At 71.9% G+C, this 23345-nt stretch carries 21 protein-coding genes and 1 tRNA gene; 14 read left to right on the top strand and 8 right to left on the bottom strand.

Annotated features, from left to right (window positions below):
• Window positions 1-94 precede the first annotated feature (94 nt).
• Window positions 95-1261 (bottom strand): NsdA family TPR-like regulatory protein, encoded by a 1167-nt coding sequence (locus D7223_RS33680; RefSeq protein WP_238162161.1) that lies wholly within the window; start codon window positions 1259-1261, stop codon window positions 95-97.
• Window positions 1262-1674: 413 nt separating this feature from the next.
• Here D7223_RS33680 and D7223_RS22345 point away from each other — a divergent pair, with 413 nt between their 5' ends.
• The 5 genes from D7223_RS22345 to D7223_RS22325 all read left to right on the top strand — a co-directional run bounded on the left by D7223_RS22345 (window position 1675) and on the right by D7223_RS22325 (window position 7018).
• A complete protein-coding gene (locus tag D7223_RS22345; RefSeq protein WP_147252669.1) occupies window positions 1675-2088 on the top strand; it encodes a hypothetical protein in 414 nt (137 codons plus the stop codon).
• Between the two features lie 23 nt (window positions 2089-2111).
• A complete protein-coding gene (locus D7223_RS22340) occupies window positions 2112-2447 on the top strand; it encodes an HNH endonuclease (protein WP_202864680.1) in 336 nt (111 codons plus the stop codon).
• A 456-nt stretch (window positions 2448-2903) separates the two neighbouring features.
• The gene (locus tag D7223_RS22335; RefSeq protein WP_238162160.1) at window positions 2904-4022 is read left to right on the top strand and encodes an AAA family ATPase; all 1119 of its coding nucleotides are present in this window, start codon (window positions 2904-2906) and stop codon (window positions 4020-4022) included.
• Window positions 4023-4989: 967 nt separating this feature from the next.
• Entirely contained in the window at window positions 4990-5319 is a 330-nt protein-coding gene (locus D7223_RS22330) for a helix-turn-helix domain-containing protein (protein ID WP_120730369.1), read from the top strand.
• Window positions 5320-5773: 454 nt separating this feature from the next.
• Complete coding sequence (locus D7223_RS22325) at window positions 5774-7018, top strand: tyrosine-type recombinase/integrase (RefSeq protein ID WP_120730368.1); 1245 nt, start codon at window positions 5774-5776, stop codon at window positions 7016-7018.
• A gap of 76 nt (window positions 7019-7094) precedes the next feature.
• Here D7223_RS22325 and D7223_RS22320 read toward each other — a convergent pair.
• Both D7223_RS22320 and D7223_RS22315 read right to left on the bottom strand, forming a co-directional pair.
• Window positions 7095-7168, bottom strand: a tRNA-Pro gene (locus D7223_RS22320).
• Window positions 7169-7345: 177 nt separating this feature from the next.
• On the bottom strand, window positions 7346-8239 hold the full coding sequence (locus D7223_RS22315) for a metallophosphoesterase (protein WP_120730367.1): 894 nt from the start codon (window positions 8237-8239) through the stop codon (window positions 7346-7348).
• Window positions 8240-8264: 25 nt separating this feature from the next.
• On the opposite strand from D7223_RS22315, the gene D7223_RS22310 reads away from it, so the two are divergent.
• A complete protein-coding gene (locus D7223_RS22310; RefSeq protein ID WP_120730366.1) occupies window positions 8265-8720 on the top strand; it encodes a GatB/YqeY domain-containing protein in 456 nt (151 codons plus the stop codon).
• A gap of 77 nt (window positions 8721-8797) precedes the next feature.
• Here the strand turns inward: D7223_RS22310 and D7223_RS22305 are convergent, their stop codons facing one another.
• Entirely contained in the window at window positions 8798-11221 is a 2424-nt protein-coding gene (locus D7223_RS22305; RefSeq protein ID WP_120730365.1) for a transglycosylase domain-containing protein, read from the bottom strand.
• A gap of 403 nt (window positions 11222-11624) precedes the next feature.
• Here D7223_RS22305 and D7223_RS22300 point away from each other — a divergent pair, with 403 nt between their 5' ends.
• Entirely contained in the window at window positions 11625-11948 is a 324-nt protein-coding gene (locus D7223_RS22300; RefSeq protein ID WP_120730364.1) for a WhiB family transcriptional regulator, read from the top strand.
• 6 nt (window positions 11949-11954) lie between these two features.
• On the opposite strand, the gene bagB is transcribed toward D7223_RS22300, so the two are convergent.
• Genes bagB through D7223_RS22285 form a run of 3 tightly spaced genes read right to left on the bottom strand, consistent with a single transcriptional unit; the run spans window position 11955 to window position 14776 of the window.
• Entirely contained in the window at window positions 11955-13106 is a 1152-nt protein-coding gene (bagB, locus tag D7223_RS22295; RefSeq protein WP_186832317.1) for an ArsA family ATPase, read from the bottom strand.
• 54 nt (window positions 13107-13160) lie between these two features.
• The gene (bagA, locus tag D7223_RS22290) at window positions 13161-14138 is read right to left on the bottom strand and encodes an ATPase BagA (RefSeq protein WP_120730363.1); all 978 of its coding nucleotides are present in this window, start codon (window positions 14136-14138) and stop codon (window positions 13161-13163) included.
• 26 nt (window positions 14139-14164) lie between these two features.
• The gene (locus D7223_RS22285) at window positions 14165-14776 is read right to left on the bottom strand and encodes an Rv0361 family membrane protein (protein ID WP_120730362.1); all 612 of its coding nucleotides are present in this window, start codon (window positions 14774-14776) and stop codon (window positions 14165-14167) included.
• Between the two features lie 305 nt (window positions 14777-15081).
• Here D7223_RS22285 and D7223_RS22280 point away from each other — a divergent pair, with 305 nt between their 5' ends.
• The 7 genes from D7223_RS22280 (at window position 15082) to D7223_RS22250 (ending at window position 22917) form a co-directional block, all read left to right on the top strand.
• Window positions 15082-15558 carry a hypothetical protein gene (locus D7223_RS22280; RefSeq protein WP_120730361.1) on the top strand — a complete coding sequence of 159 codons (477 nt, stop codon included), beginning with the start codon at window positions 15082-15084 and terminating at the stop codon, window positions 15556-15558.
• Between the two features lie 45 nt (window positions 15559-15603).
• Window positions 15604-15759 (top strand): Sp36 family protein, encoded by a 156-nt coding sequence (locus tag D7223_RS22275; protein WP_013736319.1) that lies wholly within the window; start codon window positions 15604-15606, stop codon window positions 15757-15759.
• 5 nt (window positions 15760-15764) lie between these two features.
• Window positions 15765-16226: a RidA family protein gene (locus tag D7223_RS22270; protein ID WP_120730430.1), complete on the top strand. Its 462-nt coding sequence runs from the start codon at window positions 15765-15767 to the stop codon at window positions 16224-16226.
• A 118-nt stretch (window positions 16227-16344) separates the two neighbouring features.
• Entirely contained in the window at window positions 16345-17169 is an 825-nt protein-coding gene (locus D7223_RS22265; RefSeq protein ID WP_120730360.1) for an MBL fold metallo-hydrolase, read from the top strand.
• The gene (locus D7223_RS22260) at window positions 17166-20735 is read left to right on the top strand and encodes an adenylate/guanylate cyclase domain-containing protein (RefSeq protein ID WP_120730359.1); all 3570 of its coding nucleotides are present in this window, start codon (window positions 17166-17168) and stop codon (window positions 20733-20735) included. Before D7223_RS22265 ends, D7223_RS22260 begins: the two co-directional genes overlap by 4 nt.
• 141 nt (window positions 20736-20876) lie before the next feature.
• Entirely contained in the window at window positions 20877-21401 is a 525-nt protein-coding gene (locus D7223_RS22255; RefSeq protein ID WP_238162158.1) for a hypothetical protein, read from the top strand.
• 31 nt (window positions 21402-21432) lie between these two features.
• Window positions 21433-22917 carry a serine/threonine-protein kinase gene (locus tag D7223_RS22250; RefSeq protein WP_120730429.1) on the top strand — a complete coding sequence of 495 codons (1485 nt, stop codon included), beginning with the start codon at window positions 21433-21435 and terminating at the stop codon, window positions 22915-22917.
• A gap of 29 nt (window positions 22918-22946) precedes the next feature.
• Here D7223_RS22250 and D7223_RS22245 read toward each other — a convergent pair whose 3' ends face one another.
• Window positions 22947-23261, bottom strand: a complete 315-nt coding sequence (locus D7223_RS22245; RefSeq protein ID WP_120730358.1) for a hypothetical protein — start codon at window positions 23259-23261, stop codon at window positions 22947-22949.
• Between the last annotated feature and the right edge of the window lie 84 nt (window positions 23262-23345).

Below are 23345 nucleotides of genomic sequence, written 5' to 3'. Positions count from 1 at the left end.
TTGGACGTACGCATATGTGGCGACCTGGACGGATCATCGACTGGCACGCCTCCCGACCACGCCCTGGCGTAGGTGGCCGACCAGGAGGCAGCGCCTAGGCATCCCGAGCGCCCAGCGCGCGTAGCTCTTCGAGGTAGGCTGCGGCTTCCTGCTCGGTCGGGTACTGCTTCGCGAGAATTTGGCGCAGCTCACCGGACACCATTAGCAGTGAAGGTAGGGACTTCCGCTCGCCCGAAATCGCCTGGCGTCCTAACGAGACAGCTCGCTCGACATCGCCTTCTCTCGCCGCTACCACCCCGAGCGTGATCTCTGCCTCGGCGATCCGCATTGGCTTGCGCTGCGTTCCATCGGCGTCGGTTGACGAACGTATCACCTCGTCCGCGTAAACCGCCGCGCGCTCGTTATCGCCGAAAAGGCGATAGCAGTCCATCGCGTAGAAGTCGAACTTGGAAGGGTCGACTACGAAGTGGTGGTCAACATCTTCGGGATAGGGGAGCGTTTCGAGGATGGCGCGGCCATGATCGAGCGCCTTTTCCATCTCGCGTCGGTCGCCGATTCGTGCCCATGCCTTTGCCTTCTGCGCTGCAAGCTGCACCGTGACGCTGCGGTTATGGGCGACAAATTCTCCAGCGTTGGACGCGGCGATCACACCCCGGTAGTCCCCCTGCGTGATGGCGAACCACGCCGCCATCTCATGCGCCCATCCCATCACGTCTGCGTCTCCGGCCTCCTCACCGAGCGACTGCGCGGCGCGGCGCGTCGCCCTAGCCTCATGCCGTTGACCCATGTCGTATTCGACGCAGCCGATCAGAAGAGAAACTGTTCCCGCGAGCGAGAGCACTTCCTGATGCTGTGAGAGCGTCAGGCGGCGGTCGAGAAGATTGCAGATTCGGCGCAGCCAGGCATGTCCCTCGATCGAAAGTTGTTCCGGGCTCATGTAGGGGTATTCGGAACAGAGGCGGTCGGCCGTTATGCGCAATGCCTCAAGCGTAGCGGGCGAAACGTCGGAGGTGCGAAGCCTCGACACAAATTCGAGAGTGTTCATGCCAACACCTTCGAGCAGTTCGGCTTCTGCGTTGCGATGCCCAGCGCGGGGAAAGAACGCAGCGCTCACTGTGCCGAAAGTCTTTGCAATGAGAGGCTTGTAGAAGTCGTCTGGTTCGACCTCGCCCGCCTCCCACCGTTTCCAGTTTCGCAGCAAGCTCGACGTGCCTGGAATCGTCTGGTCGGCGTGGCTTTCGAGTGCGCGAACGGCATCCATCTGTGACCATCCGCGCGCCTGTCGCTCAGCCCTCATCCGCCGTGCCCACCGGGGCCGGTCGTCGTGGTGCGCGCTGTCGCTCCCCATGCCTCCAAGTATCCCGCCGTTGACCCGGTGACAGGGAAGGGGACAACGACCTGTCCCCATCAATGACACTCGTCGGCTACCCGTTACCTGCGCAAACGTAGTGGCACGGCAACGAGCCGAACGCCAGCGGCGACGTGATGTGTTGACGAAGAGCTAGTTGAGCTAGTACTTTCCGAGTCACGGTCAGTGCTAGCTGAGCTAGTACTGGCTACGAGAAGTTGGCCTCGGCGGGCTCCTACCCCCGCCGAGGCCAGTGCAGCAACGTCCCTCCACGCGAACGGAGTACGAAGATGCAGGTCAAGGGTACCGCTCGTGAGCTGCCAGCTGTGACGACCGGGAAGGTCGTCATTGAGGACGGGGATCACCTGTACGGCGAGGGTCCGGCGGTGGTGTTGGTGGCTCCGCTGCCGCTGACGGGTTCTGAGTTGCTGGCGGCGTTGTTCGGCTACGACACCGGGTTGACCCTCGGTGAGCTGCTGGACATGTCCGACGATGACGTGCGCGCTCATGTGGCGTGGGCGGTGTCGACGTTCGGGCTGATCCGGGTGCAGCAGCGCGCCGACGAGTGCGAGGACGAGAGCGCCGGTTACGACGCTGAGGCGTTGGCGTTCATGGACCTGTGTGCCCGCAAGCTGACGGCGGCGTTCGGTGTGGCGGTGCCGACGCGGTTCGGGCGGCCGGCGCGGCGTGGGCGGGTGCTGCGCCCGGTTGCCGCGCGTGACCTGGTGGCGGTGGCGTGATGGCCCGGCCGAACTCGACCCGCATGCGAGCAATCAAGCGGGCGTTGGCTGACCGGGACGGCGCGGGGTGCTTCTACTGCGGTCACCCGTTCAACACCCTGCTGGCCGCGACGGTGGATCACCTGATCCCGCAAAGCGTCCTGCCGGGGTGGGCGCTGATGAACCTCGTGTTGGCGTGCCGGCCGTGCAACGAAGCCAAGGCCGACCAGCTCCCGCAGGTGTTCCTCCGCGCCGCCGGCTGCGCGCCGTTGCCGCGCCGGCCGCATCCGTTCGTCACCACCGTCGCCGCCCTCGCCGCCCGCCTGGCGCGCGTCGAGCTGCGCCACCGGCCGTCAACCGAGGTTGTCACCGCCGGGTGACGGATGCGCCCTGGTGGCTTGCGTCACCGGTGATCGAACCGGCAAGCCGCTCCGCGCCGGACCCAGGTCCGGCAACCCCTAGACCGCACCCCGCACCAACGGACGGGAGTCCCTGCTGTGACCGCCACGAACAAGAGCCGATGGGACCGGCTGACGCCGGACTCACCACCACCAACCACCACGGCGGGCGGATCTTCGGCCCCGGGTGTCCGACCACCACAACCGGCTGAAACACTCCGCAGCGCAGCGACGGGCGGACCTGATCCCGCTGCCGAGTGTTTCAGCCGATCTGAGCCGGAGATGCCCCCGCGCCCGCCGGGCCTGCACGGTCCTGCCGCCGGTCACGGCCCGGATGGTGAACCGGTCCACGAACCGGCCAGCACGGATCAGGTTGAGTCCGGCGGGAACGCCGAGCACGGCCGCACGATCCTGCTGACCCCCGCCTCTCAGATCCGCATGCGGCCCGTGTCGTGGACGTGGACCAACCGCATTCCCTCCGGCGCGCTCACCGTGATCCCCGGCCGCGAGGGCATCGGCAAGTCGCTGACCCTCGCCTGGCTCACCGCCCAAATCACGAGGGGCGTGCTGCCCGGCCGGCACCACGGCACGCCCCGCCCCGTGATCTACGCGGCCACGGAGGATTCGTGGTCGCAGACCATCGGCCCGCGCCTGTTCGCGGCCGGCGCGGATCTCGACATGGTGTACCGGGTCGACGTGCAGCACGACGGCGGTTTCGACGCCCTCACGCTGCCTCGGGACTGCTCGGCACTTGGTCGGGAGATCACCCGTCTCGGTGTGGCGCTGCTCGCCGCCGATCCGCTGCTGTCGCTGATCCACGCCGGGATCGACACCCACCGGGACCGGGACCTACGGACCGCGCTTGAGCCGCTGGTGAACATGGCCGACCGGACCGGTTGTGCGGTTGTCGGGCTGGCGCACTTCAACAAGTCCGCCAGCCCCGACGCCCTCAACCTGATTACCGGCTCGCGGGCGTTCTCTGCCGTCGCCCGCGCCGTGATCGCCATCGCCCGCGACGACGAAGCCGGCGACGGCTCCTGCGTCATGTCCCAGGCGAAGAACAACCTCGGCCCCCTGGACCTGCCGTCGCTGCGGTACGTCGTGGAGTCCGTCGAGATCCCCACCGACGAAGGCCCCGCCTACGTTGGGAAGCTGACCATCACCGGCGAGTCCGACCGCTCTGTGTCGGACATCCTCGGCGACGGTGCCAGCGACGGCGAGAACCGCGCCGAGCGCGACGAGTGCGCCGACTGGTTGAAGTCGTACCTCATCAGCCAGGGCGGCGAGGCGGCCCGCGAGGACGTGCTCAAGGCCGCCCGCGCCGCCGGGTTCGCCGAGGCGACCCTCAAGCGCGCTCGCACCCGCGCCAGGGTCACCACCACCCGCGCCGGCTTCCCGTCTCGGTCGCTCTGGCAGATGACCGTGCGTGACGACCGATCGCCAGTCGGCTCACAGTCGGCTCAGTCGGCTCACCTCACGGAAGCTGAGCCGACTGGACTGACTGAGCCAACTGGCGCTCCAACCGGCCGATTCGGTCACGGTCCGTCACCCCGCTAGGGGCGGCCAGGTGTCAGCGCTGTCAACGCCTGTCAACGGTCGGCGTTGACAGCGCCGCACCCGCCGCGACCAGCACCAACGCCACGATCCCGAGGGAGTGTCAACGTGTCAGCGCCACGAGACCCGATCCCGCAGCATCTACCGAACCAACGCCCTCAAGCACGTCCGGTACGAACCGCCACCCGCCGAATGCGGCCCGCTGAGAGCCGCCGAGACGCATCGGCGCATGGCCTAACCCCGGCCCAGCGCGGATCATGCGCCTACGGCCCTCTCAACCGCCCGCCCTACGCCGATCCGCCGCCCCGCTCTGCTGACCCTCCACAAGGGATGGGCTGGCCGGGAACGGCCGGCAGGAAGCCGCACAGCGGGCGTGACGCAACCCCGCCGGCAGGCGTTCGTCACCCGGCCGCCGACCCTCCTAGCCCTAGGACCCGGCACCTCCTAGACCTAGGAGCACCCCTAGGAGCCGAACCCGCCGCCCACCAGGGACCTAGCGGTCTAGGACCCGCCAGCCGACCACCCCGCCCACCCGCGCCAGCGGCCACCACGACGACCGGGCACCTCCTAGCCGACCGGCGACGCAAGCCACCTGGTGACAACCCCGGTTGTCACCGCGCCGCCCAGCTCGACCGCGGGCGTTGCGTCACCGCCAGGCGGCAACCGCAACCCGCGACCGGTCGCGCCGCCGCGACCCGCACCGACCGCAGCCCACCACCCACCGCAATCCCGGCGCGAGGTAGCGGCCAGCCGCTACCAGGTAGCGCCACCGCTACCCCTGCCGCTACCGGCCCCAGCAGCCCAAACAACCACAGGTAGCGGGTAGCGGCACCCCCGCCGACACCCCGAAAACCCGCCCCACAGCGCTCCACCGACCCCCGACAGCCGCTACCGCTACCCGCCTACTACGTCGCCGCCGACTACTACCAGCAGTCGGCGAAGTAGTACCGCCACCCAGGAGGAAGCACCCGTGAGCACGGTCATCCCGTTCCCGCAGCGCCCCACCCCAACCGAGGCGGGAGGCATCTCCACCACCCGCCGCGCCCCCGTCGTCAGCGCCGTCTACACCGTCGCCGAAACCGCAGAGATCCTGCGCCTGTCCCTCGGCTCCACCTACGCCCTGGTCCGCTCCGGAGAAATCCCCGCACTCAAGCTCGGCGGCCGGTGGGCCGTACCCAAGCGCCGCCTCCACGAATGGATCGACGGACTCCCCACCGCCAGCGTCGAAGACGTCGAAAAGGAGCTAGCCGCCATCGAGCGCCGCGAGCAACGCCAGCAGCGCCGCCGCGACGGCGCGTAGCCGCCACCGTGCCGCTAGGTCTAGCGCCACCACCCGCTAGACCTAGCGGCACCGCTAGCGGCCCAACCCCGCCCCCACCTGGCACCTAGCGCCTATCGGCACCACCGGTCAGAACGGCTGAACCCCTCCGCAGCGGCCGACCGACGTGGGTTCAGCAGCGCTAGACGACCGCGACGCCTCACCCGCCAGGTCCACGCTCCGTCACCAACCGACGCCAGTCGACCGCGCTAGCAGACCTGCAATCGATAGCGGCCCGCCCTGCTAGCGATAGCAACCCCGCTAGCAGCCAACCACCGGCCCCACCAGCGGCATAGCAGATAGCAGCCCACCAGCAGAAACACCCCCACGCCCGGCCAGAACGCGAATCCGCACCCCCGCAAGACCTGCTAGCGCGGCCGATCACCGGCCGCGTCAGAGGTCACATACCGTCACCGAGACGAGGAGATTCACGACCGTGGGATTCGTCATCCGAACCGACGCCGGCACCTACCGCGCCAACTGGCGGGACGCGACCGGCCGACAGAAGGCCAAGACCTTTCCGACCAAGCGCCAGGCGAGAGACTTTCTCGCCGAGACGGAGGCAGCGCTCAGCCGAGGTACCTACGTCGACCCACACGCCGGCCGTGTGCTCTTCGAGGTCTACGCGGCTAAGTGGACCGCTGGCCGCAACGACGAGGTGGTGACCATCGCTCGGGACGCTTCGGTCATGCGGCACCGGGTGCTGCCTCGCTGGGGCGCGGTCCCGGTGGGCCGGATCAACCACTCCGACGTTCAGCAGTGGGCGACCGAACTGGGGCAGCGCCTGGCCCCGGCGACCGTTCGGGAGTGCTGCCGTCTGCTGCGCGCCGTGCTGGCGCTGGCCGTCCGGGATCGCATCATCGCGGAGAACCCGGCCGACGGCGTGCGCCTGCCCAAGCGTCGCCGCACCGACGCCGATGAGCAGGTCATCACCCGAGAGGCGTTCGCGGCCCTGCTGCCGGAGATCCCGGAGCGCTACCGGGCGTTGGTGGCGCTGGCGGGCGGGACCGGGCTGCGGTGGGGTGAGTGCGTGGGCCTGACATGGGACGCGATCGACCTGGACAAGGCCACGGTGAAGGTCAGCCGGGTCGGCGTTGAGGTGGCTGGCACGGTGACGTTCAAGCCCTACCCGAAGTCGCGCGCTGGCCGGCGCACGGTGCCGCTGCCGCCGTTCGCGGTGCGGGAGCTGCGGCGCCACCGCAAGGCCGTGCCGCCGGGCGCGGCCGGCGAGGTCTTCACCAACGAGGCGGGCGGCTCGATGCGCCGCACGGTCTTCCGGGCGTGGATCTGGCGGCCGGCGCTCGTGCGTGCCGGGTTGCTTGGCCAGGTGGCCCAGGTCGGTCCCCGCGCGTGGCGCGCGACGTGGCGGGATCGCGACGGCAACGAGGTCAGCGAGGAACTCCCGAACCGGCGGGTTGCCCGCGCCCGCGTGTCTCGCATGGCGCAAGGCGGGTTGCGCTTCCACGACCTGCGGCATTCCTACGCCACCTGGCTGATCACCGACGGCGTACCGCTCAACGACGTTGCCCGCGTGATGGGGCACGAGCAGATCTCGACCACGCTCGACCGCTACACGCACGCGTTCGAGGCCGGCGCGGACCGGGTGCGGGAGTCGTTCGCTGACTTTCCGCTGACTTCCGACGAAGACGATCACCAGAAGGGCGGCAAGGAAGTGGCCTAGATCAATGGCTTAGATTACGGCAGGCATGGAAAAAGGCCAGGTGAGATGCCCTCTCACCTGGCCTTGCCCATCTCGGTCGGGGTGGCCGGATTCGAACCGACGACCTCTTCGTCCCGAACGAAGCGCGCTACCAAGCTGCGCCACACCCCGAGGCGTGCCGACAAATAGTAGCCCACCCGTTGCCAGGGTCAAACTCGGTACCCCTCCCGCTCGGCCACCCGCCGATCTTGGAAGAGAACGGCCCTCGGAGGGGCCAAAACCTTCCCAAGATCGCGGGGGCCGAGCAGGCCGAGCGGCGCGAGCAGGCCGAGCAGCGGGAGCCGCTGGTCAGCGGGGGATCAGCGTCAGGATGCTCGCCTCGGGCCGGCAGGCGAACCGGACCGGCGCGGTCGGGTGGGTGCCGAGGCCGGCGGAGACGTGCAGCCACGAGTCCGAGCCGGGCCAGCGGTGCAGGCCCTTCGCCATCGACCGGGGCAGTCCGCAGTTGGTCACCAGCGCGCCGACGCCGGGCACGCAGACCTGGCCGCCGTGGGTGTGACCGGCCAGCAGCAGGCCGAATCCGTCGGCGGCCATCTGGTCGAGCACGGCCGGCTCCGGGGAGTGGGTGAGCGCGATGGACAGGTCGGCGGAGGGGGAGGCCGGGCCGGCGACGGCGGCGTAGTCGTCCCGTTCGATGTGTGGGTCGTCAACGCCGACCAGCTCGACCAGGCGACCGCCGGCCTTCAGGTTGGTGCGGGCGTTGTTCAGGTCGGCCCAGCCGGCGCCGGTGAAGACGTCCCGCAGCTCCTCGTACGGCAGGTCGACCCCCTCGGCGTACTCCCGCTTGGGCACGAAGTAGGTGAGGGGGTTCTTGATGACCGGCCCGGTGTAGTCGTTGGAGCCGAACACGAACGCACCCGGATGGTCGAGCAGCGGTTGCAGGGCCCGCAGCACGCCGGGCACCGCGCCGGGGTGTGCCATGTTGTCCCCGGTCACCACCACCAGGTCGGGGTCGAGGGCGGCCAGCGACGCCACCCAGTCCTGCTTGCGCCGCTGGTCGGGCATCATGTGCAGGTCCGACAGGTGCAGCACGCGCAGCGGTTCGGCGTCGGCCGGCAGCACCGGCACGTCGTACCGCCGCAGGGTGAACATGTTGCGCTCGACGAGGGACGCGTACGCCAGGGTGGCCGCGCCGAGGGTGGCGGTGGCGGTCGCGAGCCGGAATAGTGTGCGCTTTCGCATGGCGACCAGGGTAGTTTGACCGTCCATGAGCACGTTGAAGGACCGTCTCACCGCCGACATGCGCGCCGCCCTCAAGGCGCGCGACGAGCTGACCACCTCGACCCTGCGGATGGCCCTCGCCGCCGTCGGCACCGCCGAGGTCGCCGGCAAGGCCAAGCGCGAACTCACCGACGACGAGGTGCTCTCGGTGCTGACCAAGGAGGCGAAGAAGCGGCGGGAGGCCGCGACCGCCTTCGCCGACGCGGGCCGCACCGAGCAGGCGAGCAAGGAAGTTGCCGAGGGTGAGGTGCTGGAGCGCTACCTGCCGAAGCAGCTCTCCGCCGACGAACTGACCGAACTGGTCGCGGGGGCGCTCGCCGCGGGCGGCTTCAGCGGTCGGGCGCAGCTGGGCCCGGCCATGAAGGCGGCCCAGGCCGCGGTGGCCGGCCGGGCCGAGGGTGGCCGGGTCGCCGCCGAGGTACGCCGACAGCTCGGCCTCTGACGCCGTCCACAGCTGAACGGAACGGGCGGGCACCCCGTTGTCGGGGTGCCCGCCCGTTGCGCGGGACGACGTGCGGCTCAGCCGCCGGGGCGACCCGGCGGACGGCCCGGGTTGGGCGGCGTGCCACCGGGTCCGGGGGCCGCGCCGCCGCCCTCACTGATCTGGATGGTGACCACGCCACCCTTGATCGTCCGGCCGTCGGGGCTGGTGCCGGCCGCGGTGCCGGCGGGGCACTCCGACGTGACCTTGACGTCGGAGACCACCGCGTCGAAGCCGGCGCCCTCGATCCGGTTCTTCGCCGTCTCGACGGGCGCGCACTTCACCCCGGGGATGCTGCGTTGGTCACCCTCGGAGATCTTCTTGCCCGGCGGCTCGAAGTCGATGCGGTCCTTGCCCTTCATGGCGTCGCGGAGCGTCTCGTAGACCGGCGGGTTGATGCCGTCCTTCGGGGAGTGCTTCATCTTGACGTTGGTCTGCGGCCAGTCCGGGTCGGCCATGATGCCGGCGACCGCGTACTGCTTGGTCATCGCGACCAGGGCGGCGGTCTTCTCCGAGTCGGTGGTGCCGGACTTGCCGGCGACCGGGGCCTTGACCTCCTGCTTCACCGCGGCAGCGGTGCGGCTGCCGCCGCACTTGCTGGTCGAGGAGCTGTCCCCGACCGGGCAGCGGGCGGCGTCGACGGCGGCGCGGGCGACCTCGGTGCTGACCCGCTTCTCACAGTTCGGGTTGGCGATGTCGAGCTTCTTGCCGTCCGGTCCCTTGATCTCCTGCACCGGGATCGGCTCGCAGTACTTGCCGTCTGCGGCGAGCGTCGCGTACGCGTTGGCCAGGTCAAGCGGCGTGGCCGAGGAGACGCCCAGCGTGAACGCTCCCCAGTCGTGCGCCGCCTCCTTGTCGTTGGCCCAGGCGTTCTCCTGGCCGACCCGGAAGTTGATGCCGAGCCGCTTGGCGACGTCCACCACGTTCTCCGCGCCGACCTGCTGCTGCAGCGGCACGAAGTAGGTGTTGATCGAGGCGGAGAAGGCGCTCCACATGTTCTGCACGCCGCCGGCCTTCAGTCCGGAGTTGGTCGGGCAGTACTTGTTGGTGCCCTTACAGGCGGCGGGGCTGCCCTCCTCGACGATGTATTCCGACTTGAACTGCTGCGGGGCGTTCATCGTGTAGCTGAGCGGGATGCCCTTCTCCAGCGCCGCGACGATGGTGAAGATCTTGAAGGTCGAGCCGGCCTGGTAGCCGGTGATCCCGTCGCCGCCGGTGAGCAGCGGGTTGACGGTGCTCGGGTAGTTGCCCCGCTTGCCCTTCTTCCGCAGCTTCGGGTCGCTGTGCGGCTTGTTCTTCGGGCTCTTCGGGTCGTCGAGCTTGAAGGTGCGGTTGACCGACAGCGCCCGGATCCGACCGGTCCCGGGCTCGACCACCGCCACCATGGCGGCCTCCTTGGAGGTCTCCTTCTTCGCCTTGCGGACCGCCTTGTCCGCGCCCCGCTGGGCCTGCACGTCGAGGGTGGTGGTGATGTGGTAGGCGCCGCTCTTCAGCCGCCGCTCCCGGTCGTAGGTGGTGGAGCCGAACGTCTCCTGCTGCATCCACCAGCGGTAGACGGCGTCGCAGAAGAAGCCCCACTTGTTGTCGGTGGCCTGGACGCAACCGTTCGGGGCCCGCTCGCCCACCACCTTCAGCTCGACCTTCTTGGCGGCGTCGGCCTGCTCCCGGGTGATGGCGCCGGTCTCGACCATGTTCTCGATGACGTAGTTGCGGCGGTCCAACGCCTGCGGCTTGCCGCTCTTGGTGGTGGGGTTGAACGCGCTCGGCGCCTTCACCATCCCGGCCAGCATGGCCGCTTCCTCGATCTTGAGGTCCTTCGGCTTCTTGTTGAAGTAGACCTGGCTGGCGGCGCCGATGCCGTACGCGCCGTTGCCGAAGGCGGCGATGTTCAGGTAGCGCTCCAGGATCTCGTCCTTGGAGAGCTCCTTGTCGATCTGGAGGGCGTAGCGCATCTCGCGCAGCTTGCGGGCGCTGGTGTCCTCGGTGGCCGCGACCACGTCGGCCGGGTGGGTCGCCGAGTACGCGATGGCCAGCCGGACGTACTGCATGGTCAGCGTCGAGGCGCCCTGCCGGTCGGCACCGGAGCTGTTGTTGACGAAGGCGCGGGCGACACCGTTGAGGTCGACGCCGTTGTGCTTGTAGAAGTCGTGGTCCTCGGCCGCGATGATCGCCTGCCGCATGATCGGGGCGACGTCCTTGAGCTTGACGTCGCGCCGGTTCTCGTCGTACATCGACGCCAGCAGTGTCTTGCCGTCCGAGGCGTAGAGATAGGTGATCTGCGGCGAGCGGGCCACGGTCAACTCCGTCGGCAGCGCGCCGAAGGTCTCCGCGCCGGCCTTGGCGGCCAGGCCGGACATCGCCACCGCGGGGAAGGCCGCCGCCGCCACCACCACGCCGGCCAGTAGGCCGCAGATCAGCAGCGATGCGGCGTTGGTGAAGACATTGTGGTCACGTTTCCGCATCCAGGTCACCTCGACAGGGTACGCGAACAGGGATCGAGGGGCGCCGGGGCGTCTTTCCCCCATTTCCTGCGCGCGCCGACCTCGTTGTGCTAAACGCACGACCCCCGGTCCGAGGTTGCGTGGATGCGGCACCGAGTCTCTCCCCTGTCGGGGACGGCGCGCAGCGTTTTCACCGACTCCGGCCGGGTAAGCGGCGGTCAACAGCCCGGGAAGCCGGGAGTGTCCGGAATGATGGATTTCGCCGACAACGTTGCGTAATCAGCTAACTACAGAGCATGATGGTGGCGGCGACAGCGCCACATGTCGCCCGTGCCGCCTTGGGGAAGGCCGGCCGGGCGACCGGGGGGAATTGCCGGCTGGTCCGCGACGGGGTCGGTAGTACTGCAAGGGGGGACGTGTACACATGGGCATGGTCACTGACTGGCCGTCGCTGGCGGCGTGTCAGAACGGGGATCCGGACGCGTTGTTCGTACAGGGCGCCGAGCAGAACGTGGCGAAGCGCATCTGCCGCAGCTGCCCGGTCCGGTACGAGTGCCTGGCCGACGCGCTGGACAACCGGATCGAGTTCGGTGTGTGGGGCGGGATGACCGAGCGCGAACGCCGTGCGCTGCTGCGCCGCCACCCGCAGGTGACGAGCTGGCGGAAGATGTTCGAGGCCGCGATGCGCAAGAACGCCAAGGACAAGGCCGGCGGCAAGGACAAGATCCTGGTCGCCAGCGCCGGTTGACGCCGGTCACGGTCGGCTGATCGCCGCACCGATCGTCCGCAGCCCGTCGACGTCGTGCACGTCGGCGGGCTGTGCCGTCACCGATGCCGTCGGCACCGTCGGGAACGCCTCGGTGAACCGTTGGGCCACCTGCTGCTCGCGTACCGCCTGCTGGGCCAGCGCGGCGTGGGCCCGCAGCACGTCGGCGGTGCCCTCGTGGCCGCCGGCCTCGGCCAGCCGCTCCGCGGCGGCCAGGCTCTCCGCGGCGCCCAGGTCCGCCGCCGGGCGGTGCACCCGGTTGAGCACCAGACCGGCGAGCGGCATCTTCTCCTCGCCCAGCCGGCTGGCGAAGTAGGCGGCCTCCCGGACCGCGTCCGGCTCCGGCGCCGCGACCAGCAGGAACGCCGTCTCCCGCGCCTGGAGGATGCGGTACGTCTGTTCGGCGCGCTGCCGGAAACCGCCGAACATCGAGTCGAGGGCGGCCACGAAGCCGGACAGGTCGGTCAGCAGCTGGGCGCCGAGCACCTTCTGCACGACCTTGGAGAACATGCCGAACGAGGCGGTCACCAGCGTGAACATGCTCCGGCCGCCGGTGCGGGCCGGCGCGAGCAACAGCCGCAGCATCCGCCCGTCGAGGAAGCGGGACAGCCGTGCCGGCGCGTCGAGGAAGTCCAGCGCGGAACGGGACGGCGGGGTGTCCACCACGATGAGGTCCCACTCGCCGCGCGCGTGGAGCTGGCCCAGCTTCTCCATCGCCATGTATTCCTGTGTGCCGGCGAAGGTGGAACTCATGGCCTGGTAGAACGGGTTCGCGAAGATCTCCGCCGCCTTCGCCGGATCGGTGTGCTGAAGCACCACGTCGTCGAAGGTGCGCTTCATGTCCAGCATCATCGCGTGCAGTTCGCCGCCGCTGCCCTCGACGTCGATGCCCTTGACCTGGCGCGGGGTGTTGTCCAGCTCGTTCAGCCCGAGCGACTGCGCCAGCCGGCGGGCCGGGTCGATGGTGAGCACCACCGTCCGTCGGCCGTGCTGCTCGGCGGCCCGCAGCGCGAGCGCGGCCGCGGTGGTCGTCTTGCCCACCCCGCCCGCCCCGCAGCACACCACGATCCGTACGCCGGGATCGGCGAGGATCCGGTCGACGTCCAGTGGCGGCGGCGCCACGTCTTCGGAAGGCACCAATCGAGCGTATCGGGCCGGTCGGGTCCGCGCGCCCGTGCCGAGGGCAGGTGTGAGTCAATCCGCCCGGACGAGCGCCTCGGCGAGCCGGTCCAGGCCGGCGCGGTCCACCCCGTCGGGCAGCAGCGGCAGCTCGGTCAGGGGCACGCCCAGCTCCACCAGGTCGGTGCGGAGCGAGTCCTCCAGTTCCCGCCGGACCGCCTGGTCCCGGGCCTCGGTGGCCAGGCCGGTGACGGTGCGCTCGTCGGCCGGCAACCCGGCCGCGAGCAGGCCCGCACGCAACTCGTCCGCCTGCACCACCCGCCCGGCCGGGATCGGCGGACGGGTGGCGTTGACGATCACCCGGCCCACGCCGAAGCCGAGCGAGGTCAGGTCGGCGATCGCGTCGACCGTCTCCTGGACCGGCATCTCCTCCAGCAGGGTCACCACGTGCACCGCGGTCATCGGGGAGCGCAGCAGCGCCGCGACCCCCTCGCTCTGCGTCTTGATCGGCCCGACTTTCGCCAACCGGGCGGTCTCGGCGGTGACGTTGAGGAAACGCCCGATCCGTCCGGTCGGCGGCGCGTCCAGCACCACCGCGTCGTACGTCCGCCGCTGCCCGGCGGTGCGGGTGGTGGCCTCCTTCACCTTGCCGGTGAGCAGCACGTCCCGCAGGCCCGGGGCGATGGTGGTGGCGAAGTCGATCGCGCCGAGCTTGCGCAGCGCCCGCCCGGCCGCGCCCAGCTTGTAGAACATGTCCAGGTATTCCAGCAGGGCCTCCTCGGCGTCCACCGCCAGAGCCCGCACCTCACCCCCGCCGGGGGCGTCGGCGAGGTGCCGTTCGGAGTACGGCAGCGGGTCGGTGCCGAAGAGTTGGGCGATGCCCTGCCGTCCCTCGACCTCCACCAGCAGGGTGCGCCGGCCGTCGGCGGCCAACGCCAGGGCCAGTGCCGCGGCGACGCTGCTCTTGCCGGTCCCGCCCTTGCCGGTCACCACGTGGAGGCGGGCCGACCATCGGGTGCCGGCCGGCCCGGCCTGCTGCTCAGCTGCTCGCACCCGTCGAGCCTATCCACGTCGGCCGGTCAACCGACCTCGCAGACCCACCAACCCGTCTTCTTCACCACGGTGAACCGGAGTTCCTGGTCGGCGATCTTCTCGTCGGCGGTGGTGACGGTGAGGCGGGTGGACACCGTCGCGCGGTCCCCGGTCTGGTTGTCCACCTTGGGGCTGGTCCACCGGAACCGCGGGTTCTGGTGGGTGGCGACGTACTGCTCCACCTCCGCGACCTTCGCGCCGATCTTCTCGTCGTCGCGGGAGTCCCCGCAGACCAGCCGGGCCGCGCCCGACGCGTCCCGGTCCCGGTAGACGGCGGTGAGGAACTGCTCGACCGCCGCCGCCGGCTCGTCGGCGCCCTGGCCCTCCTCGGTGCCGCGCAGGGTGAGGAACGTGACGACCGCGCCGCCGGCGCAGAGCAGCAGGATCACCGCCAGCGCGACCGAGGCGATCAGCACGCTCCGCTTCCGCTTCGGCGTCTCCGCGCTCTGGTAGGGCGGGTAGGGGGCGGGCGGCGGCGGAATCGCGGACGGGTCCTGGCGTGGCACCGGTGGCACCGGGGCTCCGGTGCCCGGTGGGGTCGGGGCACCCGGCTGGCCGGACGGCGATCCGGTAGGGCCGCCGCTGGGTGGTTCGGTCATCTGTCCCCCACAGGATCTGACGAGTGGTCGAGCCGTGCGCGCCCGTTCCGACCGGAAGGGTAACGGTCGATCCCGCCGTGCGGAGGGGGCCGGTCGGGGCCGGCGTCACACGCACGCGCCGCGCGGAGCGGCGGTCGGGTTCCTTACCAGCACTGTGTCGCATATGTGACTTTGGGTAACTCGACATGCGCGTCCTGTTGTCGGGACTCGCGGCCCCCGCCTACCGTCGCTTCGGTGCGAGGAACGGGCTGGGGGAGGCTCGGTCCCGACGCGACGAGACAGGTACGACGCCCGGAGGTAGCGGCATGCGCGACGCGGACAACTTCCCCCGAATCCAGTTCCCGGTCACCGACCGGGTGCGCCGATCCGGCGGCTGCGGCGACGGCGAGCCCGGTGGTCTGCCGATCAACGAGCGGTCCTACCGGCGGCTCGCCGAGCCGGTGGACGTGCTGAACGCGCTGGGTCGCCGGGGTGATCGCGGCCGGGACGAGGACGGGCCCGGCTACGTCGTCCATCTGCCGATCCGGGTCACCGACCTGGCCGCGGCCACCGCGTTGGCCAGCACCGTGGCGACCTCGCTGAGCTTCCTGGGTGAGTTGGACGCCGGGGAGACGACCGTCTCCACCGCCGACGACCAGAACAACCGGCACCGGGTCTTCTGCGACCTGCTGCTGCCCGACCGGTCCCGGTGCCCCCAGCCGTACGAGCACGGCGGCCCCTGCGGCGGTCCCGCGGTCGCCCCGGAGCAGCGTCCCGGGCCCGGGCCGACGAGCGGACCGTAGGCTGTCGGAGGACAGAGTCACCGCACCCGAGGGAGTCCTCCACCGATGCAGAAGTGGGAATACGCCACGGTCCCGCTGCTGGTCCACGCGACCAAGCAGATCCTCGACAACTGGGGCGAGGACGGCTGGGAGCTGGTCTCCGTGGTTCCCGGTCCGAACCCGGAGCAGCTCGTCGCCTACCTCAAGCGCCCGAAGGCGTGAGCGGCGTGAGCAACGGTCCGCACGGGAAGCTCGCCGAACTCGGGCACGAACTGCCCGAGGTCGTGCCGCCGGTCGCCAGCTACGTGCCGGCGGTCCAGTCGGGACAGCACGTGTACGTGTCCGGGCAGCTGCCGATGGTGGAGGGCAAGCTGCTGGCCACCGGCAAGGTGGGTGCCGGTGTCTCCGCCGACCAGGCCAAGGACCTCGCCCAGCGCTGCGCGCTGAACGCGCTGGCCGCCGTCGACTCGCTGGTCGGCCTGGAGAACGTGGTCAAGGTCGTCAAGCTGACCGGTTTCGTGGCGAGTGCGCCCGGCTTCACCGGCCAGCCGGGCGTGATCAACGGTGCCAGCGATCTGTTCGGCGCGGTGTTCGGTGAGGCCGGCCGGCACGCCCGCAGCGCCGTCGGTGTCTCCGAGCTGCCGCTCGACTCCCCGGTCGAGGTAGAGGTGATCGTCGAGGTCGCCTGAGCGGACCTTCCCGCGATCGTGCACTTCCGGTCCCGACAAAGCCCTTGAACAGGCACGAACCGGCGACCGGAAGTGCAAGATCGTGGCGGGTGGCGGGCGGGGTCGTACGATCGCAGCCATGGGCGGGCATGTGACGGCGCCGGCGGCGGCCCTCGCCGACCGGCTCCCGGGCTGGGTTTCGCTGCTGCGCGCACCGAACCCGGGACCGATGACCCTGGACGGCACCAACACCTGGGTGCTGCGGGCACCCGGCGCGGAGCACGCCGTCGTGGTCGACCCCGGGCCGGCCGACGAGGCGCACCTGGCGGCCATCGCCGCGCAGGGGCCGGTCGGCCTCGTCCTGATCACCCACGGGCACCCGGACCACACCGAGGGCTCGGCACGCCTGCACGAGCTGCTCGGTGGCGTACCGGTGCGGGCGGCCCACCCGGCGCACACCATCGCCGCCGGCCCGCTCGGCGTCGACGCGCCGCCGCACGTGCCCGGTCTCGACCTGCGGCTGGTCCCGACCCCGGGGCACACCGCCGACTCGGTCTGCCTGCTGGTGACGCACGGCGACGAGCGGGTCGTCCTCACCGGCGACACCATCCTCGGCCGGGGCACCACCGTGGTGGCGCACCCGGACGGCAACCTCGGGGACTACCTGGACAGCCTGGAGCTGCTCTCGGCGTACGCCGGCGTCCCGGCGCTGCCGGGTCACGGCCCGGCGCTGGCCGACTGCGGTGTCGCGGCGGAGTTCTACCTCGCCCACCGGCGGGCCCGGCTGGACCAGGTCCGGGCCGCGCTCGACGCGGGCGCCAGCACCCCGGCGGAGGTGGTCGCGGTCGTCTACGCCGACGTGGACCGCTCGCTGTGGTGGGCCGCGGAGTGGTCGGTCCGGGCCCAACTGGAATACCTGGGACGGGAATCACCCGGCGGTCACCCGGGGTTGGAGCAAGCGTGACCTGCCCCGTGTGCGGAACCGTCGCCGTCCCCGGCGCCCGGTTCTGCCACAACTGCGGCGCCGCCCTGCCGGCCGCCGCCACGTTGCCGGCCGCCGAGCGTCGGGTGGTCACCGTGCTCTTCGGCGACCTCTCCGACTTCACCTCCTGGTCGGAGGACCTCGACCCGGAACGGGTCGGCGCGGTCACCGACCGGGTGCTCGCCGCGCTGGCCGGTGCGGTCAAGACCTTCGGCGGGCACGTGGACAAGCTGACCGGCGACGGCATCATGGCCGTCTTCGGCGCTCCGGTCGCCCACGAGGACGACGCCGAGCGGGCCGTGCGCGCCGCCCTGTCCATGCAGCGGGCCGTCCGCCGGGTCCTCGACGACGAGCGGGGCGGCGGGGCGCCGCTCGGCCTGCGGGTCGGCCTGAACACCGGCGACGTCATCGCCGGCATCCAGGCCGCGATCGAGTACACGGTCATCGGCGACACGGTCAACACCGCCGCCCGGCTCGCCGACGCGGCGGCCGTGGGCGCCGTCTACGCCGGGGCGCGGACCTCCGCCGCCACCCGGCACGTCGCGTCCTGGCGGGCCCTGCGCCCGCTGCGGCTCAAGGGCAAGCGCGAACCCGTCGAGGCGTACGAGCTGCTCGGCCTCCTGGACGCCCCGGGCACCCGTTCCGGCCTGGGCGACGAGGCGCCGTACGTGGGCCGGGAGACCGAGATCGGCCGGGTCGCCGGCCGGCTCGCCGAGGTGGTCGACCGGGGCGAACCCCGGGTGCTGCTGATGACCGCCGAGGCCGGTATCGGCAAGTCCCGGTTCGCCGCCGAGGTGGAACGCCTCGCCGCCGGTTACGACGTCGGGCCCGGGCGCTACGCCGCGCACACCGGGGCCCGGGTGCTGTCGGTCCGCTGCGCCGCCTTCGGCGAGCGGCGTCGACTCGCCCCGCTGGCCGACCTGGTGCGCGCGGCCACCGGCCTGCCCACCGACACGTCCACCGCGCTCACCCGGCCCGCCGTCGAGGAGCGGCTGCGCCGTCTCGCCCAGCGCCTCGGCCGCTCCGGTGACCCCGCGCCGATCGCCACCGACCAGATGCTGGCCCTGCTCGGTTACGCCGAACTGCCCAGCGGAGGCCCCACCGACCAGGGGGAGTGGAGCACCACCGCGCCGGCCGCCGACACCGAGGCCGTACCCAACGCGGTCGCCGACCTGCTCAGCGCCCTGGCCAGCGAGGCGCCGCTGGTGGTCGTCGTGGACGACCTGCACGACGCCACACCGGAGACCATCCGCGCACTGGGCCTCACCCTGTCCCGGCTGTCCGGCCCGGTGCTGGTGCTGCTGCTCGGGCGGCCCGAGCTGACCCGTACGGCCGGGGCGCTGACCCGGGTGGCGGACGCCGAGGTGCACGCGCTGCCGCCACTGCGCGGCGCCGACGCGGCCCGGTTGCTCACCAGCTACCTCGGTGGCGGCCGGCTGCCGCAGGCCGACGCCGACCGGCTGCTCGCCACCGCCCAGGGCAATCCCTTCTACCTCGCCGAGCTGGTCACCCTGCTGATGGAGCGCGGCGCGCTGACCGCCGGCGGCGGCAACTCCTGGCGACTCGCCCCCGGTTCGCTCGGTAGTCGGCTGCTCTCCCGCGATCTCGCCGCCGTGCTCGCCGCGCGCATCGACGCGCTGCCGGCCGGCGCCCGCGCCGTCCTGCGGGACGCGGCCGTGGTCGGCGACACCGTGCCGGAGGGCGCGCTGGAGGCGCTGGGCGAGCAGCGCAACGGCCGCGCCGGACGTCCGGCCGCGGTGGTCGCCGTCGAGCTGGAGCGGGCCGTCGAGGAACTGCTGCAACGCCGGATGCTGCACCGCGTCCGGACCGGATTCGCGTTCGCCACCCCGCTCATGCGGGAGGCGGCCTACACCGGGGTGAGCAAGGCGGAGCTGGCCGAACGGCACGCGGCGCTGGCCCACTGGGCGGCCGACCCGCCCGCCGGATCCGCCGCGGCCGGCGGTTTCCCCGAGCCCGCCCGCGACGACTTCGTCGCCGCCCACGTCGAGCGGGCCGCCACCCTGGCCGACGCGGTCGGACTGCGACCGGACGCGCCGGCCCGCGCGGTGGTCCCGCTCGGCGTCGCCGCGCTCGGCCGGTCCGCCCGCCGGTCGCTCCAGGCCGGCGAGCCCGCCCTGGCGGTGGAGTACGCCGAGCGCGCCACCGAACTCGCCCGCGGCACCGTGCCGGCGGCCGACCGGGTGGTGCACGCCCGGGCCCTGCTCCAGGTCGGCCGCCCGGCCGACGCACTCGCCTTCGCCGAGAAGATCGCCGCGAACGCGGGGGACGAGGCAGCCACCCGGACCAGCGCGCTCCTGCTCGCCGGTCAGGCCCACCAGACGATGGGCGACCAGGGCCGGGCGGTCGCCTGCTGGCAGGAGGCCGTCCAGGTGGCCACCGCCGGATCGCTGCCCACCCTGCGCGCCTCGGCGATGCGAAGGCTCGGCATGGCCGACTTCATCGCCGGCCGGCTCGGCCAGGCCAGCAGCCGGCTCGCCGCCTCCTACCAGGTCAGCGTGCAGGTGCAGGACCGGCGCGGCCAGGCGTGGTCCCTGCAGAACCTGGCCTGGGTCACCACCACCCGGGGCGACTTCGCCGGGACCGACGCCGTACTGGGTCGGGCCGCCCGGCTGTTCGCCGAGCTGAAGGACCCGTACGGGCGGGCGTGGCTGCGCGGCACCACCGCGTTCGCCCGGCTGCTCGCCGGCCGGCTGCGCGAGGCCTGCCGGATGGCACAGGTGTTCCTGCCCTTCGGTGAACGGGTCGGCGAGGCGTGGGCGGTGGGCACCCTGCGCGCCGTCGAGGCCTTCGCCACCGCCGAACTCGGCGAACTGGCCGAGGCCGACCGGCAGGCCCGTCGCGCGTACCGGGAGTTCGCCGCCGCCTCGGACGACTGGGGGCGCGGCTTCGCGCTGGTCGTACGCGGCGTGGTGGCCCGCGGGCTGGGCGAGCCGGAGCACGCCGCCGACCTGCTCACCGACGCCCAGTCGTACGCCGAGCGCACCTCCCACCCGCTGCTCACCGGGATGGCCGGCACGCTGCGCGGCTTCGTGGCGCTGGACATGGGCGACTGCGACACCGCCGAGCGGTGCGCCCGCGCTGTGCTGACCGCCGTCGAGCCGCACAACCCGCAGGCGCCCGCCCAGGTGGGGCCCCGGGTGCTGCTGGCCACCGCCCGGCTGGGCGCCGGGGATCCGGCCACCGCCGTCGGGCTGCTCGCCCCGGTCGCCACCGCCGCCGCCAACGCCCCCTCGCTGCTGTTCTCCCGCCGCCAGACGATGGCCCGGTACGCCTCCGCACTGCTCGCCCACGGTCAGCGCGAACAGGCCCTGGACTGGGCCCGGCGGGCGGCCGGCGCCCCGGCCGAGGACGTTCGCAGTCAGGTCATCGCCGCCAGCGTGCTGGCCGAGGCGCTCGCCGCCTGCGGACGACCGCAGGAGGCCCTGGCCAGTGCCGAAAAGGCGGTGCGTCTGGCGTACGCCACCCAGCAGCGCAGCGAACGCCGGGCCGCCGACGCCCTCCGCGTCCGGCTGGCCGCCGCGACCTGACCCCCGCCCCCGCTGCGCGGCGGGCGGAGTGGGCGGGGCAGGTCTGGCGGTTTCGGGGATGTGGGTGTCGGGGGTGGCCGCTAGCGTGTCTGGTTCGAGGCGAGTCCACTCTGGGGCCGTCCGGGGTCAGGGAGGGCCGTGATGAGGCTGCCGCGTTCCGCCGCCGGCTGGACGATCGCCGTCTTCGGCCTGCTGGCGCTGCTGATGGGAGCGGTCGGGCTGGTCTGGCCGGAGGCGTTGCTGCGCCTGCTCGGGTTCGAGGTGCCGTCGAGCCGCGCGGTCGGCGACCACACCGGCACCTTCCTGATGGCCTCGTCCATGGCCTCGTTCAACATGGGTGTCTACTACCTGCTCGCGACCGCGACCGAGTGGCGTCCCTTCTACCGGTTCACCGTCTGGTTCCGGCTGGTCACCTTCACCGTCTTCACCATCGCGGTGCTCTCCGACGTCGCTCCCGACCGGTTCTTCGGGGTGGCCGCCTGGGAGGGGCTGGGTGCGCTGGCGACCGCCGCCGGGCTCTGGTGGGACGACCGACGCACCGGGGGATCCACCGGCGTCGTGGAAGCGGCGCCGGCCGGGTCGGGTGCCGGCGTGGGCGCCTCCGTCGAGAGTGCCGGACCTGGTACGGGGCCCGCTGGTGCCCCCGCGCCGGGTGCGGCTCGCTGAGCGACCGGCCCGATTGGGTATTTTCGAAGCCGTGACCGAGACCCCGCCCGGCGCCCTGCCGAAGCCCATCGTGCCCGGTCTGACTGATCTGACGGTGTTTGCCCGGGGTGGTTATGCCACCATCTACCGCGCCACCCAGATCTCGGTCGGGCGAGAGGTGGCGGTCAAGGTCGAGAACCGCACCCTCGACAGCGACCACGACCAGGCCCGTTTTCTCCGGGAGGCGCGCGCCGCCGGACGGATGTCGTCACACCCCCACGTGGTCGACCTGTTCGACGTCGGGGTCACCGTCGACCAGCATCCTTACCTGATCATGGAGCTGTGCGACGGGTCGTACGCCGAGCGGATGCGCACGTCGCCGCTCGGCCCGGCGGAGGCCCGGGACCTCGGGGTGAAGATCGCCGACGCGATCGCCCACTCGCACGCGGCCGGGGTGCTGCATCGCGACGTGAAGCCGGCCAACATCCTCTACTCGCACTTCAACCCGGCGGTACTGGCCGACTTCGGGCTGGCGGTGCTGGCCGAGATGCGGGACGCCTCGGTCGCTCTGGAGGTGCTCACCCCGGCGTACGCGCCGCCGGAGATGTTCAGCCACCGCCCACCGTCGCCGGCCGTTGACGTCTACGCGCTGTGCGCCACGCTCTACGCGGTGATGCACGGTCGTCCGCCCCGGTGGCGGTCGGAGCGCAACCCGAGCCTGGTGACCGTGTTGGAGATGTTCCACCAGCCGGTACCCGGTCTGCCCGGAGTGCCGGAGGAACTGGTCGACGTGCTGCGCGCGGGCATGTCCAACGACCCGGGGGACCGGCCGACCGCCACCGAGCTGGGTGGGCTGCTGGCCGGTCTCGCCCTCGACGGCGGCGGCGCGGACGGTGCCGGCGCACGGACACCGCCCCGCACCGGGCGCGGCCCCACCGTCTACGACACGCGGCCGGCCCCGCGTACGCCGGTCGAGGACCCGCACCCGACGATGCCCGCCACCGACCGGCGGTGGCGTCGGCGCTGGTTCCTCGGCGGCGCCGGGGTGGTCGCCCTGGCCGCCTCGGTCGGCGTCGGTGCGCTGCTCGCCGGCCCACCCGCCGGCCGGACCCCGACCCCGTCGTCCGGGGTGGCGGCCACCAGCGCGCTGCGCCCCGCGTGCACCGGGACGACCGGGCTGCCCGCCGGGGCGGGCTGCGCCGACGAGCTGGAGTGCTTCGGGCCGATGCAGGTACGCGGCGCGCGGGCCCGCGCCGAGCGGGTGCCGTGCGCGAGCGAGCACACCTGGGAGAGCTACGCCGAGGGAGAACTGCCGTCGAGCCTGGTCGGCGCCGGCTACGACGAGGTCAGCGCCGATCCGGTGGTACGCCAGGTGTGCAACCCGAGCACCTTCCGCCTCACCAGCGGCATCAGCTACGCCGACGGGTGGAACCTGGAGGTGCTGCCGCCCAGCGACGCGGTCACCGACCGGACGTACCGCTGCCTGGCCGGGCGAGGTGTGGACGCGCTCGCCACGCCGACGCTGACCGCGAGCTGACCCGCGGCCGGCTGCCGGCCAAGGACCGGTCAGCGCCCGCGGCGCCGCTCGCGTACCGCCCGCAGGGTCTCCCGGTTGTCCAGCGTCTCCAGGGTGTCGGCGTCGATGCCGTGGAGCCCGCCGCTGTCGGCCGGCGCGGTCCCGGGGGGTGGTTCCTCGCCGGCCCGGTCCCGGGCGGCGGCGACGGCCACGCCGGCCACGGCCGCCAGCAGCACCACGACCAGGGCCAGGCCCACGCCGAGCAGGTCCCCCGGGCGCCACACCAGCAGCGTCACCAGCAGTGCGACCGCCGCCAGTGCCGCGACGGCCGCCAGCTTCCGCGCATCGGGCCTCAGAAAGCTCACCCGTCCAGCATGTCGCCGTCCGGCTCGCTGTCAACCATGGACGGTGGGAATGGGATTGCGGGTCCCTTCTCCGCCGGGGCGCGT

Origin of the sequence: Micromonospora endolithica (assembly GCF_003626595.1) — a bacterium.
Lineage (GTDB): Bacteria > Actinomycetota > Actinomycetes > Mycobacteriales > Micromonosporaceae > Micromonospora > Micromonospora endolithica.
The sequence above is the reverse complement of the archived record's forward strand: the minus strand, read 5'-3'. Positions and strand labels throughout refer to the sequence as shown.

Coding starts and splice junctions, on each gene's coding strand:
- D7223_RS33680 (WP_238162161.1), bottom strand. CDS start 1,261: ATGGATGCCGTTCGCGCACTCGAAAGCCACGCCGACCAGACGATTCCA.
- D7223_RS22340 (WP_202864680.1), top strand. CDS start 2,112: ATGCGAGCAATCAAGCGGGCGTTGGCTGACCGGGACGGCGCGGGGTGC.
- D7223_RS22335 (WP_238162160.1), top strand. CDS start 2,904: ATGCGGCCCGTGTCGTGGACGTGGACCAACCGCATTCCCTCCGGCGCG.
- D7223_RS22315 (WP_120730367.1), bottom strand. CDS start 8,239: ATGCGAAAGCGCACACTATTCCGGCTCGCGACCGCCACCGCCACCCTC.
- D7223_RS22310 (WP_120730366.1), top strand. CDS start 8,265: ATGAGCACGTTGAAGGACCGTCTCACCGCCGACATGCGCGCCGCCCTC.
- D7223_RS22305 (WP_120730365.1), bottom strand. CDS start 11,221: ATGCGGAAACGTGACCACAATGTCTTCACCAACGCCGCATCGCTGCTG.
- D7223_RS22300 (WP_120730364.1), top strand. CDS start 11,625: ATGGGCATGGTCACTGACTGGCCGTCGCTGGCGGCGTGTCAGAACGGG.
- D7223_RS22285 (WP_120730362.1), bottom strand. CDS start 14,776: ATGACCGAACCACCCAGCGGCGGCCCTACCGGATCGCCGTCCGGCCAG.
- D7223_RS22280 (WP_120730361.1), top strand. CDS start 15,082: ATGCGCGACGCGGACAACTTCCCCCGAATCCAGTTCCCGGTCACCGAC.
- D7223_RS22275 (WP_013736319.1), top strand. CDS start 15,604: ATGCAGAAGTGGGAATACGCCACGGTCCCGCTGCTGGTCCACGCGACC.
- D7223_RS22265 (WP_120730360.1), top strand. CDS start 16,345: ATGGGCGGGCATGTGACGGCGCCGGCGGCGGCCCTCGCCGACCGGCTC.
- D7223_RS22255 (WP_238162158.1), top strand. CDS start 20,877: ATGAGGCTGCCGCGTTCCGCCGCCGGCTGGACGATCGCCGTCTTCGGC.